The organism is Nocardia sp. NPDC051832, from assembly GCF_040681285.1.
Taxonomy (GTDB): domain Bacteria; phylum Actinomycetota; class Actinomycetes; order Mycobacteriales; family Mycobacteriaceae; genus Nocardia.
In genome coordinates, this window is record NZ_JBFAYL010000001.1 from 563,127 (window position 1) to 579,861 (window position 16,735).

At 69.1% G+C, this 16,735-nt stretch carries 11 protein-coding genes; 6 read left to right on the plus strand and 5 right to left on the minus strand.

Features of this window, described 5'->3' with window-relative positions:
- Nucleotides 1-234: 234 nt before the first annotated feature.
- From AB0M14_RS02215 to AB0M14_RS02225, 3 genes are all read right to left on the minus strand, one after another.
- Complete coding sequence (locus AB0M14_RS02215) at nt 235-7,533, minus strand: amino acid adenylation domain-containing protein (RefSeq protein ID WP_364987547.1); 7,299 nt, start codon at nt 7,531-7,533, stop codon at nt 235-237.
- Between the two features lie 198 nt (nt 7,534-7,731).
- Nucleotides 7,732-8,715, minus strand: a complete 984-nt coding sequence (locus tag AB0M14_RS02220) for a LuxR C-terminal-related transcriptional regulator (RefSeq protein ID WP_364987550.1) — start codon at nt 8,713-8,715, stop codon at nt 7,732-7,734.
- A gap of 62 nt (nt 8,716-8,777) precedes the next feature.
- Complete coding sequence (locus tag AB0M14_RS02225) at nt 8,778-9,602, minus strand: M23 family metallopeptidase (RefSeq protein WP_364987553.1); 825 nt, start codon at nt 9,600-9,602, stop codon at nt 8,778-8,780.
- A 243-nt stretch (nt 9,603-9,845) separates the two neighbouring features.
- Between AB0M14_RS02225 and AB0M14_RS02230 the strand changes: the two genes are divergently transcribed.
- Nucleotides 9,846-10,874: a nitronate monooxygenase gene (locus tag AB0M14_RS02230; protein ID WP_364987557.1), complete on the plus strand. Its 1,029-nt coding sequence runs from the start codon at nt 9,846-9,848 to the stop codon at nt 10,872-10,874.
- An 84-nt stretch (nt 10,875-10,958) separates the two neighbouring features.
- Entirely contained in the window at nt 10,959-11,351 is a 393-nt protein-coding gene (locus AB0M14_RS02235) for an SCO5389 family protein (RefSeq protein ID WP_364987561.1), read from the plus strand.
- A gap of 70 nt (nt 11,352-11,421) precedes the next feature.
- On the opposite strand, the gene AB0M14_RS02240 is transcribed toward AB0M14_RS02235, so the two are convergent.
- Nucleotides 11,422-13,059 carry a long-chain fatty acid--CoA ligase gene (locus AB0M14_RS02240; RefSeq protein WP_364987563.1) on the minus strand — a complete coding sequence of 546 codons (1,638 nt, stop codon included), beginning with the start codon at nt 13,057-13,059 and terminating at the stop codon, nt 11,422-11,424.
- Between the two features lie 199 nt (nt 13,060-13,258).
- On the opposite strand from AB0M14_RS02240, the gene AB0M14_RS02245 reads away from it, so the two are divergent.
- The 3 genes from AB0M14_RS02245 to AB0M14_RS02255 all read left to right on the plus strand — a co-directional run bounded on the left by AB0M14_RS02245 (nt 13,259) and on the right by AB0M14_RS02255 (nt 14,919).
- A complete protein-coding gene (locus tag AB0M14_RS02245; protein ID WP_364987568.1) occupies nt 13,259-14,401 on the plus strand; it encodes an acyl-CoA dehydrogenase family protein in 1,143 nt (380 codons plus the stop codon).
- A gap of 106 nt (nt 14,402-14,507) precedes the next feature.
- On the plus strand, nt 14,508-14,693 hold the full coding sequence (locus AB0M14_RS02250) for a hypothetical protein (protein WP_364987570.1): 186 nt from the start codon (nt 14,508-14,510) through the stop codon (nt 14,691-14,693).
- 52 nt (nt 14,694-14,745) lie between these two features.
- Nucleotides 14,746-14,919 carry a hypothetical protein gene (locus AB0M14_RS02255; protein ID WP_364987573.1) on the plus strand — a complete coding sequence of 58 codons (174 nt, stop codon included), beginning with the start codon at nt 14,746-14,748 and terminating at the stop codon, nt 14,917-14,919.
- 4 nt (nt 14,920-14,923) lie between these two features.
- On the opposite strand, the gene AB0M14_RS02260 is transcribed toward AB0M14_RS02255, so the two are convergent.
- Nucleotides 14,924-16,057 carry a hypothetical protein gene (locus AB0M14_RS02260; protein WP_364987576.1) on the minus strand — a complete coding sequence of 378 codons (1,134 nt, stop codon included), beginning with the start codon at nt 16,055-16,057 and terminating at the stop codon, nt 14,924-14,926.
- 151 nt (nt 16,058-16,208) lie between these two features.
- Here AB0M14_RS02260 and AB0M14_RS02265 point away from each other — a divergent pair, with 151 nt between their 5' ends.
- Nucleotides 16,209-16,688: a MarR family transcriptional regulator gene (locus AB0M14_RS02265; RefSeq protein WP_364987579.1), complete on the plus strand. Its 480-nt coding sequence runs from the start codon at nt 16,209-16,211 to the stop codon at nt 16,686-16,688.
- Nucleotides 16,689-16,735 lie beyond the last annotated feature (47 nt).

The following is a 16,735-nucleotide window of genomic DNA, read 5'->3' on the forward strand; positions in this document are numbered from 1 at the left end:
GCCCCCGCCGGCCACTGGGCTGGGCCTACCCGCCCCGCGGGCACTGCCCGCCGCCGTCCCCGTCGGCCAGCCCTGCACCATCAACTCCACTCCTCATCAGTTTCTTTCAGCGCCGGCGCACCAGCCACTGTCGTTCACTGCCACCGCAATACCGCGCGCGAAGCGGATGCCATTCTGCCTTGCCGTACGCACCGAGCGGTATCTCGCGAGGTGAGCATTTACCCGGCATTGAGCTCAGCCGATCCGGCTCCACACCCCGGTACCCAGCAAATCCGCCAGCGGAATTATTTCGACCGAGTCCGCGCCCGCGGGCCCGGCGCTGTCGATCAGCACCACAGTGCGCAAATCTTCCAGCTCGCCGAAGTCGACCCCGCCCAAACCGGCCTGGTCGGTGAGCGCGTGCGTCACCCATTCGTCGGCGAGCACTCCGGTCAGATCGCCGCCGGCGGCGACCACGACCGACGCACCGTTCGACCCCGCGGCCACGACTTCGAGCAGACCGGCCGCCGAACCCGGGCGTCCGGTGCCGTAGGTGCGGGATTCGAAGGTCAGCTCGGCCCGGCTGGTGAACCGATCGGCCGCGGCCGCCAGCTCGTCATAGGTCAGCGTGCCGGCGCCGTCGATCAGCGCCGGATCGCTGCCGCGCAGGGTGCGCAACCGGTTCGCGTAGGTGACCGGGCGCGGCGACTGCCTGGCGATCTCGGCGCGCACGGCCGCGTCGTCCAGGGCCAGCCAGTCCAGGTCCTCGCGGCCCGAACCGAGGCCGACCTTGACCTCCAGCCCGCCCGGCAGATCCGAACCCACCAGGGCCGCACCGGCTTTGAGCACGGCCCAGCTCGCCACCACCGCGTCCACGCCACGGTCCAGGCGCACGGCGACACCCGTGCCCGGGCCACAGCCGCGATCGATCAGCACCCGCGCCAGCTGCGACGAGCGCGCGTCCAGCTCCTGGTAGCTGACGGCCTGTTCGCCCCACACCAGCGCGGGGCCCTCCGGGTCGTCCTCCACCGCGGCCGTCAGCGACTGCGTCAGCGCGGCGCCGGCGGTGCTGGTGTTCTCCACGGGCTCGGCCTGGGCGGTCTGCCCGGCCTGCGCGCGGTCGCGCTCCGCGGCGTCCAGGATATCGATGTCGCCGACGACGGTCTGCGGATCGGCGGCCACCGCGGCCAGGATCCGCTCGAAGCGCCGGGCGAACGCCCGGGCGGTCGACTCGTCGAAAATGTCGGTGGCGTAGCTGAATACCACGTTCAGCTCACCCGAGCTGCGCGGATCGACGATCACCTGCAGATCGAACTTGGCCGAGATGGCGCCGGCGTCCAGCCCGGCGATGGTCAGGCCGGGCAGTTCCAGGGTCGGCGCGTCGGTGCTCTCGAACGACAGCACCACCTGGAACAGCGGATTGTGCGCGGTGCGACCGGCGGCCACTTCCTCGACCACCCGCTCGAACGGCACGTCGGCGTTGCCGAAAGCCGACAGGTCGGTCTCGCGGGCCTGCTCGACGAGATCGGCGAAACTGGCGCTGCTGTCGACGGTGGTGCGCAGCGCCAAGGTGTTGACGAACATGCCGACGAGGTCGTCGAGCGCCCGCTCGCCGCGGCCCGCGATGGCGGTGCCGATGGCGATGTCGGAGCTGCCCGACATCCGCGCCAGCAGCACCGCGAGCGCCGCGTGCACGACCATGAACAGCGTCGAATTGTGCTCGCGCGCAATGCGGACCAGATCCTCGTGCACCGCGGCGGGCACACTGATCCCGGTCGCCGCGCCGCGCATGGACGGCACCGCCGGACGCGGGCGATCCAGCGGCAGCGCCAGCTCCCCGTTCAGCCCGGTCAGGCGCTTGCGCCAGTACGCAAGCTGCTTCGCCGCCACCGAGGTCTCGTCGTCCTCGGCGCCGATCGCGGCGTGCTGCCAGAGCGCGAAGTCGGCGTACTGCACCTCCAGCGGCACCCAGGCCGGGGAACGGCCCTCGACGCGGGAGACGTAGGCGGTCGCCAGATCGCGGGCCAGCGGCGCCATCGAGACGCCGTCGGCCGAAATGTGGTGCACCACCACGACGAGCAGGTGCTCCTCGGGATTGTCGGCGGAGTTCAGCAGCACCGCGCGCAGCGGCACCGCCGAGGTGACGTCGAACCCGCGCGACATCATGTCGGTGATGTGCGCGATCGGGTTCGTGGTGGTCGCCACGTCCAGCCCGCCCGGCAGCGCCTCGGCGACGGAGAGGATCTCCTGATACGGCAGCCCGCCCGGCCCGGTGACCGGGTAGCGGGTGCGCAGCGCCTCGTGCCGCTCCAGCACATCGGCGACCGCGTAGCGCAGCGCGGACACGTCGAGCACGCCGGTGAGCCGGATCGCGAGCGGGATGTTGTAGGCCGGGGAGGCCTGGTCGAGCTGGTTGAGCACCCACATCCGCTGCTGCACCAGCGACAGCGGAATCCGGGCGGGCCGCTCGCCCCGGGCCAGCGGCGGCCGGGCCGGGTCGCCGGTGCCGACGGTGACGCGGGCGGCGAGCGCCGCGACGGTCGAGGCCTCGAACAGTTCGCGGACCGCGAGATTCGCGTCCAGGGCCTCGTTGATCCGGGCCACCGCGCGGGTCGCCAGCAACGAGTTGCCGCCCAGCGCGAAGAAGTCGTCGTCCAGCCCGACCTCCGCACCGTTGAGCAAACCGGTGAAGACCTCCGCCACGGCCAGTTCGATCGGCGAGGACGGCGCCCGGAAGGCGGCCGCGCTCACGAATTCCGGTGCGGGCAGGGCCTTGCGGTCCAGCTTCCCGTTCGGGGTGAGCGGCAGCGCGTTCAGCACCACGATCGCGTCCGGCACCATGTAGGCGGTCAGGAATTCGGCGGCCCCGGTGCGCAATTCGATGGGGTCGAGCTGAGCATCGGTGTCCGGCACCGCATATCCGATGAGCCGTTCGCCCGCGTGCTCGTCGGCGACGACCAGCACCACGGCCTGGCGCACGCCCGGGCAGCGCAGCAGCGCCGACTCGATCTCGCCGAGTTCGATCCGGAAGCCGCGCAATTGCACCTGCTGGTCGCTGCGGCCCGCGTACTCCAGGTTCGCCCGCCCACCGAAGCCGACCCACCGGCCGACGTCTCCGGTGCGGTACATCCGGGAACCGGGCTCCCCGTAGGGATTCGCGACGAAGCGGGTCGCGGTCAGCCCGGGACGGCCGAGGTAGCCGCGCGAGAGCTGCTTGCCCGCGACGTTGATCTCCCCCGCGACCCCGACCGGCGCCGGGTGCAGGCGCTCGTCGATGACGTAGGCGTCCAGGCCCGGCAGCGCCCGGCCGATGACGCTCGCCGCGTCGCCGACCATCTGCTCGTTCAGTTCCAGGAACGACACGTGCACCGTGGTCTCGGTGATGCCGTACATGTTCACCAGCCACGGCGCGTCCACCGCGTGCCGCTCGTACCAGCGCTCGAGCTGACGCAGATCCAGCGCCTCGCCGCCGAAGACGACGTAGCGCAGCGACAGCTTGGCGGCGTCGTTGTAGTGCGCGGTGCGATCGGCTTCGGCCAGCTGGTAGAACGCCGACGGCGTCTGGTTCAGCACGGTGACCTGTTCCCGGATCAGCAACTCGCGGAACAGTTCCGGCGACCGCGAGGTCAGGTAGTCGACCACCACGACGGTCCCGCCGTTGGCCAGCGCGCACCACAGTTCCCACACCGAGAAGTCGAAGGCGTAGGAGTGAAACAGCGTCCAGACATCGGTTTCGTCGAAGTCGAACAGCAGCTGGGTGTTGGCGAACAGCTCGACCACGTTGCGATGCGCGACGCCGACGCCCTTGGGCACGCCGGTCGATCCGGAGGTGTAGATGACGTAGGCCAGGTTGTCCGGGCGCAGCGGGGCGAGCCGGTCCCGGTCGGTGATCGGGGCGTCCGGCAGTTCGCCGGTCTGCTCCAGCAGCACGACGGGCAGGTCACCCGAGGGCACAGCACCCACCACATCGGCGGCGGTGAGGACGCAGGCGGGCGCGGCGTCGGCGAGCATGAACTCCAGGCGCTGCGCCGGATAGGTGGTATCGATCGGCAGGTAACCCGCACCTGTCATCAGCACCGCGAGCAGACCGATGGGCAGTTCCTCGGTACGCGGCAGGGCCACGGCGACCAGGCTTTCCGGTCCGGCGCCGCGCGCGATCAGCGCCCGCGCCACCCGGTTCGCCCGGCGCTGCAACTCACCGAAGGTCAGCGCGGTGTCGCCGAACCGGACGGCGATCGCGTCCGGACGCCGGCGGGCCTGGGCCGCGAGGAGATCCACCAGGGTGACCTCGGGCACCTGCGCGCCCGGGGTGTTCCACTCCCGCAGCACCAGTTCGCGTTCGCCGGGCGCGAGCAGGTCGACATCGCCGACCACGGCATCGGCGTCGGTGGTGAGCGCCGCGAGGATCCGGCGGAAACGGTCCGCGAAGTCCTCGACGGTCGGCTCGTCGAACAGATCGGTGGCGTAGCTGAAGGCCATCGAAATGCCCTGCGGCGTGCCGTCTTCGGCGAGCTGCTCGACCAGTTCCAGCTGTAGGTCGAACTTCGCCAGCGGCACGTTCAGCTCCGCGCCGGCCACGCTCAGCTCGGGCAGTTCCAGCTGGGTCCGCTCCATGTTCTGCAGCACCAGCAGCACCTGGAACAGCGGATGCCGGGCGTTGGACCGCACCGGATCCAGCAGTTCCACCAGGCGCTCGAACGGCACATCGGCGTGACCGAAGGCCTCGATATCGGTCTGCCGGATCTGGCCGATCAGCTCCTGGAAGCTGACGCCCGGCGCGATCTCGGTGCGCAAAACCAGCGTATTGACGAACATGCCGATCAGGTCGTCGAGCGCGGCTTCACCGCGGCCCGCCACCGGCGTGCCGATGACGATGTCGCGGGTGCCCGACAGGCGCGACAGCAGCACCGCGAGCGCGGTGTGCGCGACCATGAACAGCGTCGAATTGTGTTGCTGGGCAACCTGGTGCAGGGCCGCGTGCAGGTCGGCGTCCACGGTGGAGCGGAAGGTGGCGCCGCGATTCGAGGCGGCGGGCGGGCGCGGCCGGTCGGCGGGCAGGTTCAGCTGCTCGGGCAGCGCCGCCAGCCGGCCCTGCCAGTACGCGATCTGCTGCGACAGCAGCGATTCCGGATCGTCCTCGGCGCCGAGGGTTTCGCGCTGCCAGAGGGCGAAGTCGGCGTACTGGACCTCCAGCGCGGGCCATTCCGGGCGGCCGCCGCGGACGCGCTCCACGTAGGCGGTCATCAGGTCCCGGGTCAGCGGGCCCATCGAGAAACCGTCGCCGGCGATGTGGTGGATGACGCACACCAGCACGTGCTCGTCGTCGCGTAACCGCAACAGCTGCACCCGGATCGGCGGCTTGGCGGTCACGTCGAACTTGGTCATCGCGACCCGGGTGACGAATTCCGCCACCTGCTCGGGGGTGGAGTCCAGCGTCGGAAGCGGCGGCACCGCAAGCGGATCGGTCATCGGCAGCACCGACTGCACGCCCGCGCCGTCCACCTCCGGGTAGACCGTGCGCAGCACTTCGTGCCGCTGCACCAGATCCCGCACCGCCGACTGCAGGGCCACCACATCCAGTCGCCCGGACAACCGGACCGCGACCGGGATGTTGTTGACCGCGCTGGCCGGATCGAAGCGGTTCAGGAACCACATGCGCTGCTGGGCGTAGGACAACGGCACCAGCTCGGGCCGCGGCACCGCGTGCAGCGCCCGGCCCGCGGGCGTCGCCGCCTGCCGCAGCACCCGCTCGGCCAGCGCCGTCACCGTCGACGCCTCGAACAGCAGCTGCACCGGCACGCGCACGTCCAGCGCGGCGCCGATCCGGGCGGCGGCCTGCGCGGCCAGCAGCGAGTTGCCGCCGAGGGCGAAGAAGTCGTCGTCCGCGCCGACGCGCGGGCCCTCGGACTGCTCGACGGGTGTGGCGGGTAAGAGCAGTGCCGCAAAGACGTCCGCGACGACCTGCTCGGCCGGGCTTGCGGGAGCACGGAATTCACGCGTCGCGAACACCGGCTCGGGCAGCGCCGCGCGGTCCAGCTTGCCGACCGGGTTCAACGGAATCTCGTCGAGCACCATGATCGAGGCCGGAATCATGTGCGCGGGCAGCGATTCCGCGAGATAGGCGGCCAGCTCGGCGGTGTCGACCTCGGTGTGCGGCAGGACGTAGGAAACCAGCGCGGTCTGTCCCGAGGGCAGCGTCTTGCCCAGGGTCGCCGCGTAATCGATGGCGGGGTGCGCCTCCAGCGCGTTGTCGATCTCGCCGAGTTCCACGCGGAAACCGCGCACCTTGATCTGGAAGTCGACCCGGCCCAGATATTCGATGATGCCGCTGTCGGCGCGGCGCACCAGGTCACCGGTGCGGTACAGCCGGGCGCCGGGCAGCTCCGCGTCCGAGCCGAACGGGCTCGCTACGAATCGCTCCGCGGTCAGGCCGGGCCGCCCCAGGTAGCCCTGCGCCAGCGCGGGGCCCGAGAGATATAGCTCCCCGATGACCCCGGCGGGCACCGGCCGCAGCCGGGCGTCCAGCACGAACGCGCCCACGCCCGGGATCGAGCTGCCGATGGTGACCGGCTCGTCGCCGCGCATCGGCGGCGTGCTCGTCGCCAGGATGGTGGCCTCGGTCGGGCCGTACCCGTTGTAGAACTCGCGGTCCCCGGTGGCCCAGCGGCCCACCAGCTCGGGACCGAACTTGTCGCCCGCGACCACCACGACCCGCAGGTCGGGCAGGTCGGCGGGATCCACCGACTCCAGCGCGCCCGGGGTGATCAGCATGTGCGTGACCTGTTCCCGGCGGAGCAGCTCAGCCAGCTCGAAACCGCCGAACACCGTCGGCGGCGAGACCACCAGCGTCGCGCCCGTGGAGAACGCAAGCAGCATTTCCAGCACCGAGACGTCGAAGTTCGGCGAGCACACGTGCAGGACCCGGGAATCGCCGGTGACCTGGTAGTGCTCGGCCTCGGCGGCGACCAGCCCGGCCAGGCCGGTGTGCGTGACGACGACGCCCTTCGGTTTGCCGGTGGAACCCGAGGTGTAGATGACGTAGGCCGGATGCCGCTCGTCGAGCGGGCGGACCCGGTCGGCGTAGGAAATCGGGTGCTCCGGGCGGTCCAGGACCCGCTGCGCCACCACCGGGTCGTTCAGTTCGATCCAGTAGATGCCGGAACCGAGCTTGCGCCGGTGCTGGGAGGTGGTCAGGCCGATCGTGGCGCCGGAGTCGCCCACGATGTGCGCGATCCGCTCGGCCGGGTAGGCCGGGTCGACCGGCACGTACGCCGCGCCGGCCTTGGCGATGGCCCACACCGCGAGCACCGACTCGATGCCGCGCGCGATGCCGATGGCGACCACGTCACCGGGGCCGATACCGCGTTCGATCAGTTCCCGGGCCAGCCGTGAGGAATCCGCGTCCAGCTGGCGATAGGTGAACTCCTCGGCCCCGGCCCGCACGGCCACCGCGTCGGACGCGGACTCCACGGCCGCGGTCAGCAGTTGACCGAAGGTAGGGCTGCCCGACCTGCGGCGACGGGTACCACGGCCGGAACGACGGGCAGTATCCATTCGGGTGCAATCACCTCTCGCGTCTAGCTCGGCCGCACGGCCGTTCATTCTCCAAGGCCGCTCGGCCAGTGCCTGTTCAGCCCCGGGCAATCATATCGGGCTCCCCGGGCCGCAAAAGGCGACCGAAAATGATCAGTCGCCCTCCGGCACATCGGTCGGCGACCGCCATATGTTGCAGCTGTGTGACGAGGAGAATTCTCATAGCCAGCCGCGCCGGGTGGCCTGGACCCCGGCCTGGAACCGGGTGCTGGCGCCCAGCCGCTCCAGCAGCCGCGCGGTCCGGCGTACTACGGTGCGGCGGGACATGCCGAGCCGGCGGGCGATGGTGTCGTCGGTGGCGCCCAGCCCCATGAGCGTCAGGATGGCCTTGTCGCGTTCGTCGAGTTCTTCGGCGGAGGGATTCACCGAGATCGGCGCGGCCAGCGACCACAGCACGTCGAAGGTCTTGATCATCAGGCGCAGCGCGGGCGACCCGGAGACTCTGATCCCCATCGGGTCCGGTCTGCGTTCGTCGGCGTGCAGGACCAGGATGCCGCGTTCGTCGTCGACGACGATCATCTTGAACGGCGGTTCCGGCAAGGTGCGCGCCTGCGCCCCACTGGCATTGGTGGCCAGCGCGTGGCGTAGTCGCTCCGCGTCCTGATAGATGGTGTCCTGGTACAGCGTCTGATAGCGGATGCCTTCGCTGAGCCGCGTCCGCTTCAGCTGGAACTGGCGCTGCTCGCGCTCGGTATCGCTGAGGTAGGGGCCGCGTTCGATGAGCTTCACCGAAGTGCGTGCGGCGGACTGGATTTCCTCGAAGTCGGCCAGCATCTCCACGCGCTCGAAGACCGGCACGATGGCGCCGTTGCTGCGCGGCGAGCGCCGCACCGAACGGAATGTCTCGCTCAGTCGCGCCGCGGCGGCGTGCATCTGGCTGATCTCGTGCTGGCGGCGCCGCGCCTCGGATTCCGACAGCGATTCCGGCGCGTGCGCGTCCCAGAGCGGCACGCCGTCGCCGTTGGCGAGCTGGACCGCCGCCTGGAGTTCGCACAGCACCTTCAGCGAGGCGGCCGCGGACTCCTCCGAAACGTCCAGATAGCGGGCGATATCGGTCAGTCCGGAGCGCGGATGATGCACCAGCACGGCGTAGGTACGCCCGTGTGGAGATCCCGGTTCGAAGATATCGCCCAGCTCGGTCACGACAGGAGCCTAACCAGCGCCCTGCCGTTATGTAGGTGAGATGTCAAGCTGGGCAACGAAGATCAGTGCTTGGACGGGCCCCACTGCATCGGGACGCCCTTGGCGGCCAGATACGGCAGGGGATCGATTTTCGCGCCACCCTGGTCCCAGATCTCGAGGTGCAGGTGCGGGCCGGTGGACTGGCCGCGGTTGCCGACGGAGGCGATCACGTCGCCCGCCTTCACGCGCTGGCCCTCGTGCACGAACATGTCGTTGACGTGGCCGTAGACGGCGGTGGTGCCGTCGTCCTGCAGCACCCGGACCCAGAGGCCGAAGCCCGAAGCCGGGCCCGCCTCGATGACGGTGCCGTTGCTGACCGAGTGGATCGGAGCGCCGAGCTGGTCGGCGAAGTCGACGCCGTAGTGCATGGTGCCCCAGCGGGCGCCGTAGCCGGAGCTGATCTGGCCGGCGACCGGGCGCACCGCGGTGGCGGGCGCCACCTGCTGGGTCACGCCCTTGAGGACCTCTTCGACCTGGGCCAGCGGGCCCGCGAGCTCCGGCGGCAGGTTCTGGATGCCGAACGGCTGCGCGACCGGGGCGGCGACCTGAGCCGCGACCGGGGCCGGCTCGGGCGCGACATCGGCGACCGGGGAGGCGAACTTGGCCTGGGTGGACGAGATTTCGCCGGCGCCCTTGAAAGTGATGGGCTCGGCGGCCTTTTCGTCGGTGTCGTGGTGCGGCGACAGCGGCGCGGCCAGCGCCGGCGCGACCTGCGTGGCGGTGCCGACCAGGGCGCCCGCGGCGACCGCGAAGGTGGCGACGCGCTTGACGCGTTCGGTCGAGGGCGACTCGGCGCGATGCCGCGTCGGGCGCTCCGATACCGAAACCTCGTTGCCCAGAAGGCTCATGACGGTGATGGAACTGGGGCCAACCCGGTGCTGCGACAAAGCTTCGTCCTAGCGTCCGACCTACAGGGGAACCGGTTCCGAAATTTGTAACGTTTCGGCTTCCGTTGTGACGGGAACTCTACCCCGTCGTGACCATTCCGCAACCTTCTCTTATGTTTACGCAGGTGGCGGGCAGGTCAAGGGACCAGAACTCGGTAACAGTCGACCGTTATCCGTGACCTCGGCAGTGCCAAACTGGGTCCCGTGATCCTCGACGAGTTACAGACGCCGATCGTGCTCGCGCCCATGGCGGGCGGACCTTCCACGCCGGAGCTGACCGCGGCGGTGACCGAGGCGGGCGGGCTCGGACTGCTCGCCGCCGGGTATCTCGGCGTCGAGGAGACCGCCGCCCGGATCGAGCGGACCCGGCAGCTCACCGACCGGCCGTTCGGGGTGAATCTCTTCGCGCCCGGCGCACCGACTCCCCCGCCCGAATTCTCGGACTACGTCGCGGCGCTGGCGGCCGGGCACGAGGTCGGCGCGCCGAAGTACGACAGCGACGCGTGGGACGCCAAGATCGATCTGCTTGTCGCCGCGCCGGTTTCGGTAGTCACCTGCACCTTCGGCTGCTTCGGCGCGGACGAGGTCGCCCGGCTGCACGCGGCGGGCTCGGAGGTGTGGGTGACGGTCACCTCGGTGGCCGAGGCGTCGACAGCGGCCGCCGCGGGCGCGGATGTGCTTGTCGCGCAAGGGGCCGAAGCCGGCGGGCACCGCGCCACCTTCGTCGACCGGGTCGCCGAGGACGTCACCGATCCGCTCGGACTGCTGGCACTGCTTCAGTTGCTCACCGCCGCTGTCGATCTGCCGCTGGTGGCGACCGGCGGTATCACAACCGGGGCCGGTCTCGCGGGGGTTCTGGCCGCCGGGGCGCGGGCCGCGCAGTTGGGCACGGTCTTTCTGCGCTGCCCGGAAGCCGGTACCAATTCGATACATAAGGGCGCACTGGGTTCCGATATCCCGACCATGCTCACCCGAGCATTCACCGGGCGTCGCGCCCGCGGCATCCGCAACCGATTCATGCTGGACCACACCGACGCTCCCGCCGCGTACCCTGAGATCCATTACGCGACCGCACCATTGCGAGCCGCCGCGCGCAGCGCCGGGAACTCCGACGAGGTGAACCTGTGGGCCGGGCAGACCCACGCGCTGGCACCCGAGTTACCGGCCGGCGAACTGGTGGGCAAACTTGCCGAAGAAGCGAAAATCGCTCTGACCAAGGCACTTTCGCGCTGAATCCAGGGCTGTTGACAACCACTTTCGAATAGACTTCAGGGGCATCGCAACCGCCATCCACCCCACCCCCGGAGGAGAGCGCCCATGTCCCTCGATGTTCCCACCGCCTTGCTCGAGCGCGCCGAACGCGGCGAGATCGACGACGCCGACTTCGTCGAATGCGTCCGGACCTCACTGCCCTACGCCTACGAAGTAGTCAGCCGTGTGGCCGCCGACCTCCATTCCGGCACAGCCGAATACGCCGACAATCTCATCCCGCCCCCGGATGAGGTGAGCCGCGGCCAGCTGCTGCGCGCCATGGCCTCCGATGCCATCCGCGGCGGGCTGGAACGCCACTTCAACGTGAAGCTGGCCTTCCAGAACTGCCACCGCGTAGCGGCTTTCCCGCTCGCGGCCGTAGGCGGCGACACCTACAGCACCTTCATCAGCACCCGGGCCCAGCTCCTCAATCAGAGCCCGGAACTGCGTAACTGCTGAGCGCACAACCGAATCGGCCCGCCCGGCGTAATCCGCCGGGCGGGCCGGTTCGTGTGAACCCGTGGTCCGATCAGGACAGCTTGGTCACCTGCAACTCGCCGTCGGCGTACTGGGCGCGCAGCCGCTTCTTGTCGAACTTGCCGACGCTGGTCTTCGGCACCTCGGCGATGAAAGTCCAGCGTTCCGGGAGCTGCCATTTCGCGAACTTGTCGGCGAGGAAGTCGCGCAGTTCCTCCGGCTTGGCCGTCGCGCCTTCCTTGAGCACGATGGCGACGAGCGGGCGTTCGTCCCACTTCTCGTCCGGGACGCCGATGACGGCCGATTCGGCGACCGCCGGGTGTCCCATGACGGCGTTCTCCAGGTCGACCGAGGAGATCCACTCGCCGCCGGACTTGATCACGTCCTTGGAGCGGTCCACCAGCGTGAGGTAGCCGTTCGGGGTGATCTTGCCGACGTCGCCGGTGCGTAGCCAGCCGTCGTCGAACTTGTCCGGGTCGACTTGCGCGCCGTCCGGGGAGTAGTAGGAACCGGTGATCCAGGGACCGCGAACCTCCAACTCGCCCAGCGCTTCTCCGTCGTTGGCGACCACGCTGCCGTCGTCGGCGACCAGGCGGGCCTGGACGGTGGCGGGGAATCGGCCCTGGGTGTAGCGGTAGGCCCACTCCTCGTCGCCGCTCACGCCGAACGGCGGGTGCGAGACCGAGCCGAGCGGCGAGGTCTCCGTCATGCCCCAGGCGTGCAGGACCTTCACACCGTGCTGCTCCTCGAAGGCGTGCATCATCGCCGGCGGGACGGCCGAGCCGCCGACCACGACGGTGCGCAGATGCGCGATGTCCTGCGGGGCGGCCGCGAGCTGGGCCAGCACGCCGCCCCAGATGGTCGGGACCGCGGCGGCGAAGGTGGGCCGCTCGGCGGCCATCATCTCCAGCAGCGGTCCGGGCTGCAGGAACCGGTCCGGCATGAGGACGTTCGCGCCCGACATCAGCGCCGCGTACGGCAGGCCCCAGGCATTGGCGTGGAACATCGGGACGATCGCGAGCACGTTGTCGGCCCCGCTGAAGCCCATGCTGCTGGGCTGGCAGACCTGCATCGCGTGCAGCCAGTTGGAGCGGTGCGAGTAGACGACGCCCTTCGGGTCGCCGGTGGTGCCCGAGGTGTAACACATGGCGGCGGCCGAACGCTCGTCGATCACCGGGAACTCGAAGGAATCCAGCTGCGCGGCAAGCAGTTCGGTGTAGGAGTGCACCTGCACGCCCTCGGGCGCCTGCAACGCGGCGGCATCGCCGTTGGCAACGATGACGTGGCGGACGGTCTTCAGGTTCGGCAGGTACTGGGCGAACATCGGCAGCAGGGTGCCGTCCACGATGACGACCTGATCCTCGGCGTGGTTGGCCACATAGACCAGCTGCTCCGGGAACAGCCGGATATTGAGCGCGTGCAGGACCGCGCCCATCGCCGGCACGCCGATATAGGCGACCAGGTGCTCGTTGTTGTTCCACATGAAGGTGCCGACCCGATCACCCTCGCCGATCCCCATGCCGCGCAACGCATTCGCCAAGCGGGCCGCGTCGGCCCCCACCTCGCGATAGGTCATGGTGCGTACGCCGGTCCCGGTCCAGGTCGACACCGTGCTGTCGCCTTGGAAGGTGGACGCGTATTTCAGCAGTGTGGCCAGCGACAGCTGCTCGTCCTGCATGGTGCTGAACATCGGGTACTCCTCTTTTCCTGCCTGTGACCAACGAGAGCCACATCACATGCGGCGATGCTACCCAAAACTAGTCAAGCCGGAATCTCAGCGGCCCGGAATCTGAAACTGGGGAGCATCAAATACGTATCCGCTGGTCATAGCGGCCGAATATCACCCGCCGCCGGGTCGGCCGCCGGACCCGATCGGGTAGAACAGGGGCATGTCAGTTGATCGGATGTTGCCCACCCAAGAGGCGCGCGACCTCATCGACCTGACCCGCGACATCGCCGACAAGGTGCTGGAACCGCGGGTGGTCGACTGCGAGAAGACCGGAACCTTCCCCGAGGGGGTGTTTCCGGCGCTCGGCGCGGCGGGGCTGCTGAGCCTGCCGTACCCGGAGGAATTCGGCGGCGGCGGTCAGCCCTACGAGGTTTATCTGCAAGTTCTGGAGGAGCTGGCGAGCCGGTGGGCCGCCGTCGCGGTGGCGGTGAGCGTGCACAGTCTCTCCTGCCACCCGCTGTTCACCTTCGGCACCGACGAGCAGAAGCAGCAATGGCTGCACGACATGCTGTCCGGCGAAACCGTCGGCGCCTACAGCCTTTCCGAGCCGCACGCCGGCTCCGACGCCGCCGCCCTGCGCTGCCGCGCCACGAAAACCGAAGACGGCTACCGCATTACCGGCTCCAAGGCCTGGATCACCAACGGCGGCCGCGCCGACTTCTACACCCTGTTCGCCCGCACCGGTGAGGGCTCGCGCGGCATCTCGTGCTTCCTCGTGCCCAAGGACACCGCCGGTCTCAGTTTCGGCAAGCCCGAGGAGAAGATGGGCCTGCGCGGCATCCCCACCACCACCGCCGCGTACGACGACGCGCTGCTCCCCACCGAACGCCTGATCGGCGACGAGGGCCAGGGCCTGTCCATCGCGTTCAGCGCCCTGGACTCCGGGCGGCTCGGAATCGCCGCCGTGGCAACGGGTCTGGCCCAGCGCGCGCTCGACGACGCCGTCGCCTACGCCAAGGAACGCGAAGCCTTCGGCCGCCACATCATCGACCACCAGGGACTCGGCTTCGTCCTCGCCGACATGGCCGCCGCGGTGGATTCCGCTCGCGCGACATATTTGGACGCCGCCCGCCGCCGCGACGCCGGTCTCCCCTACTCCCGCCAGGCCAGCGTCGCGAAGCTCATCGCCACCGACGCCGCCATGAAAGTCACCACCGACGCGGTGCAGGTCTTCGGCGGTTACGGCTACACCCAGGACTTCCCCGTCGAGCGCTACATGCGCGAAGCCAAGGTGATGCAGATCTTTGAAGGCACCAACCAGATCCAGCGCCTCGTCATCGCCCGGGGCCTCGCCGGAAAGTAGTTCGCCGACCGCGGAATTCGCGTGGACACCGCAAACCGTGAGATCTATTGTCCTGGACTGGAACCGCGCGCATCAGGCGCGCGGCGGGGCATTGGGGAATCACGTGGTGCAAATCGGTATCTGGCTTGCCATTCTGGGCTTCGGCTCGCTCATCCTGGAGCAGATGAACATGGAGTTCATCATCCTGTCGTGGGCCGACGACATGCAGCCCGTCTTCGGCATCGGTCTCGGCGTCGCGGGCGTCCTGCTCGCGCTGGCCGGCGGCGTCGCATCGGCGCAGAAAAGCGACTGACCTGAGCGAACCCCTCGATGCGCGCCCGCGCGCCGAGGGGTAGACAGGCGGTATGGAAGCTCGCAAGCGCACGGTGCTCTACGGCGTCCTGATGCTGCTGTTCGCCATGATCAGCGGCCTGTTCGCGCGGGATCTGCCTACCACCTGGCTGCGCGTCCTCGCCTACCTGGCGTTGCTGGTCATCGCGCTGGTCGGCTTTGTCATGACCTTTCGTGACTACTCCTGAATCCTCAGTTCAGGGCCGGTAGCTCCCAGATTGCGATCTCCTCGACCACGGCGCTGGAGGTGGCGCCTGGGTCCAGCAGCCACGACCACCCGACCACGCCGACAGACCCGGTGGTCAGGCGCGAATCGGGATCCACGTACCGCAGGCCCTCCCCGTTCACGCTGACCACCAGATCGACGCCGTTGGCCGCGCTGCGGCAAGACGCGCCGATCCGGGTCGGCTGTGCCAGGTTCAGGCCGGGCAAGCTGTCCCGGGAGGCGAGCACGGCGACTCGGGATTCCAGAGGTTGCCCCATCGCGATGCTCCAGTGCCCGGTACTGCTGACGGCGAAGAAGTAGCGGCGTGCGAAGTCACCCGGTTCGGCCCGGCACCACAGCGCGACTCCCCCGAATCCGGATTCCATGCGCACCACAGCCTCGGTGCACGAATCCGCCAATACCGGAACAGGGGCGCTGGCGTGGACCATCTGAATACCGGCCGCCGCGGTCAAATGATATGAGCCGGCGACGTATTCGGATTGGCCCGTGCGGTCCGGCCAGCCGCTCGTCGCGTCGGTGAAACTGTCTTCCAGGATCCTCTTGCCGCCCAACTCCGCGCAGAACGACAAGGGCGATACCGGTGCCGGTGCGTCGGGTGCGGGCCCATCTTTGTCGGCTACTTGCCAGACGACGAGGGCACCCATCGCCAGAATCGCGGCGGCAGTGAGCCATACCGGCGAGCGCCGCCGCCGGCCCGGTGGGTCGCGGGCCGAATCCGGCTCAGCCACAGCGGGCTCGACCGGCGGCGCGGATGCCTCCTCATCCAGCGGTTCGCCGTTGTCGCCCAGCGCATCTCGGACCTGGATATACCGCAGCCGCCAGACCTGGCGATCCCCGCCGCCGGGCGGCGGCTCGGCGCCGGCCCGATCGACGAGGTGCAGGCAGGTGTCGATGAATATCTCGTAGGTCTCCCACCGCGGCATCGTCGAGTTATCCGGATTGATGACGTTGCCGATGGTGGCTTTGCTGATGCCGCCCCGCGCGCCGGGCCTGCGGGCGGATTCCCGCGCCAGCGTCTTGAGGGAATCGGCCTGTGTGGTCCAACGAAGTTCGCGCAGTTGCGTTTTGAGCGTGCGCAATTCGTCCAGTGGATCGGCCATATGGACCTCCCTGGTCGCATTGTGACCAATCCCGTCCAAAGTTGTCCAGATTATCCGGTCACGGCCGGTGGCCAAGTGATTCTGTGAGCCCGAGGGGTGATCTGCGACACCGGCAGCGATGTCGGTGCCGCGGGTCTGCTACGGTACATGCATGTACATGCAATCAACTGATTCGAAGCGGGCACCCCGGGGTGACGCCAGCGGCGCATGGTCGAAGGTGGCCGCGTTCGCCTCGGCCGTGGACGCGAATCTCGATCGGTGGCTTGCGGATACGTATCGCGTCGGGCTGACCGAGTTCCGCGCGCTGAGTTTCGTGAGCCAGACCTCCGACAAGGAACTGCGCGTCAATGATCTCGCACAGCGCGTCGGACTGAATCAAAGCTCGGCGACGCGCCTGGTGAGCCGGCTCGAGGCGAAAGGATATGTGCGCCGCGATCTTTGCGCGGACGACAAACGCGGCGTCTACGCGGTCATCACCGACGAAGGCGAAGAACTGGTGCGCAGCGCGCGAACCCCGTACGAGGATCGGATCACCGAACTCCTGACCGACGCCACGACACACTTCCCGGGAACCGACACCAGGCAGCTCGGATCCGCCCTACTGGCGATCCAGGCATTGCTCACACCCTGAATCACAAGGCGGCACAACGCCGTTCTTTCATGGCCATATATCTGCAT

Coding starts and splice junctions, on each gene's coding strand:
- AB0M14_RS02215 (WP_364987547.1), bottom strand. CDS start 7,533: ATGGATACTGCCCGTCGTTCCGGCCGTGGTACCCGTCGCCGCAGGTCG.
- AB0M14_RS02225 (WP_364987553.1), bottom strand. CDS start 9,602: ATGAGCCTTCTGGGCAACGAGGTTTCGGTATCGGAGCGCCCGACGCGG.
- AB0M14_RS02235 (WP_364987561.1), top strand. CDS start 10,959: ATGTCCCTCGATGTTCCCACCGCCTTGCTCGAGCGCGCCGAACGCGGC.
- AB0M14_RS02240 (WP_364987563.1), bottom strand. CDS start 13,059: ATGTTCAGCACCATGCAGGACGAGCAGCTGTCGCTGGCCACACTGCTG.
- AB0M14_RS02245 (WP_364987568.1), top strand. CDS start 13,259: ATGTCAGTTGATCGGATGTTGCCCACCCAAGAGGCGCGCGACCTCATC.
- AB0M14_RS02255 (WP_364987573.1), top strand. CDS start 14,746: ATGGAAGCTCGCAAGCGCACGGTGCTCTACGGCGTCCTGATGCTGCTG.
- AB0M14_RS02260 (WP_364987576.1), bottom strand. CDS start 16,057: ATGGCCGATCCACTGGACGAATTGCGCACGCTCAAAACGCAACTGCGC.
- AB0M14_RS02265 (WP_364987579.1), top strand. CDS start 16,209: ATGTACATGCAATCAACTGATTCGAAGCGGGCACCCCGGGGTGACGCC.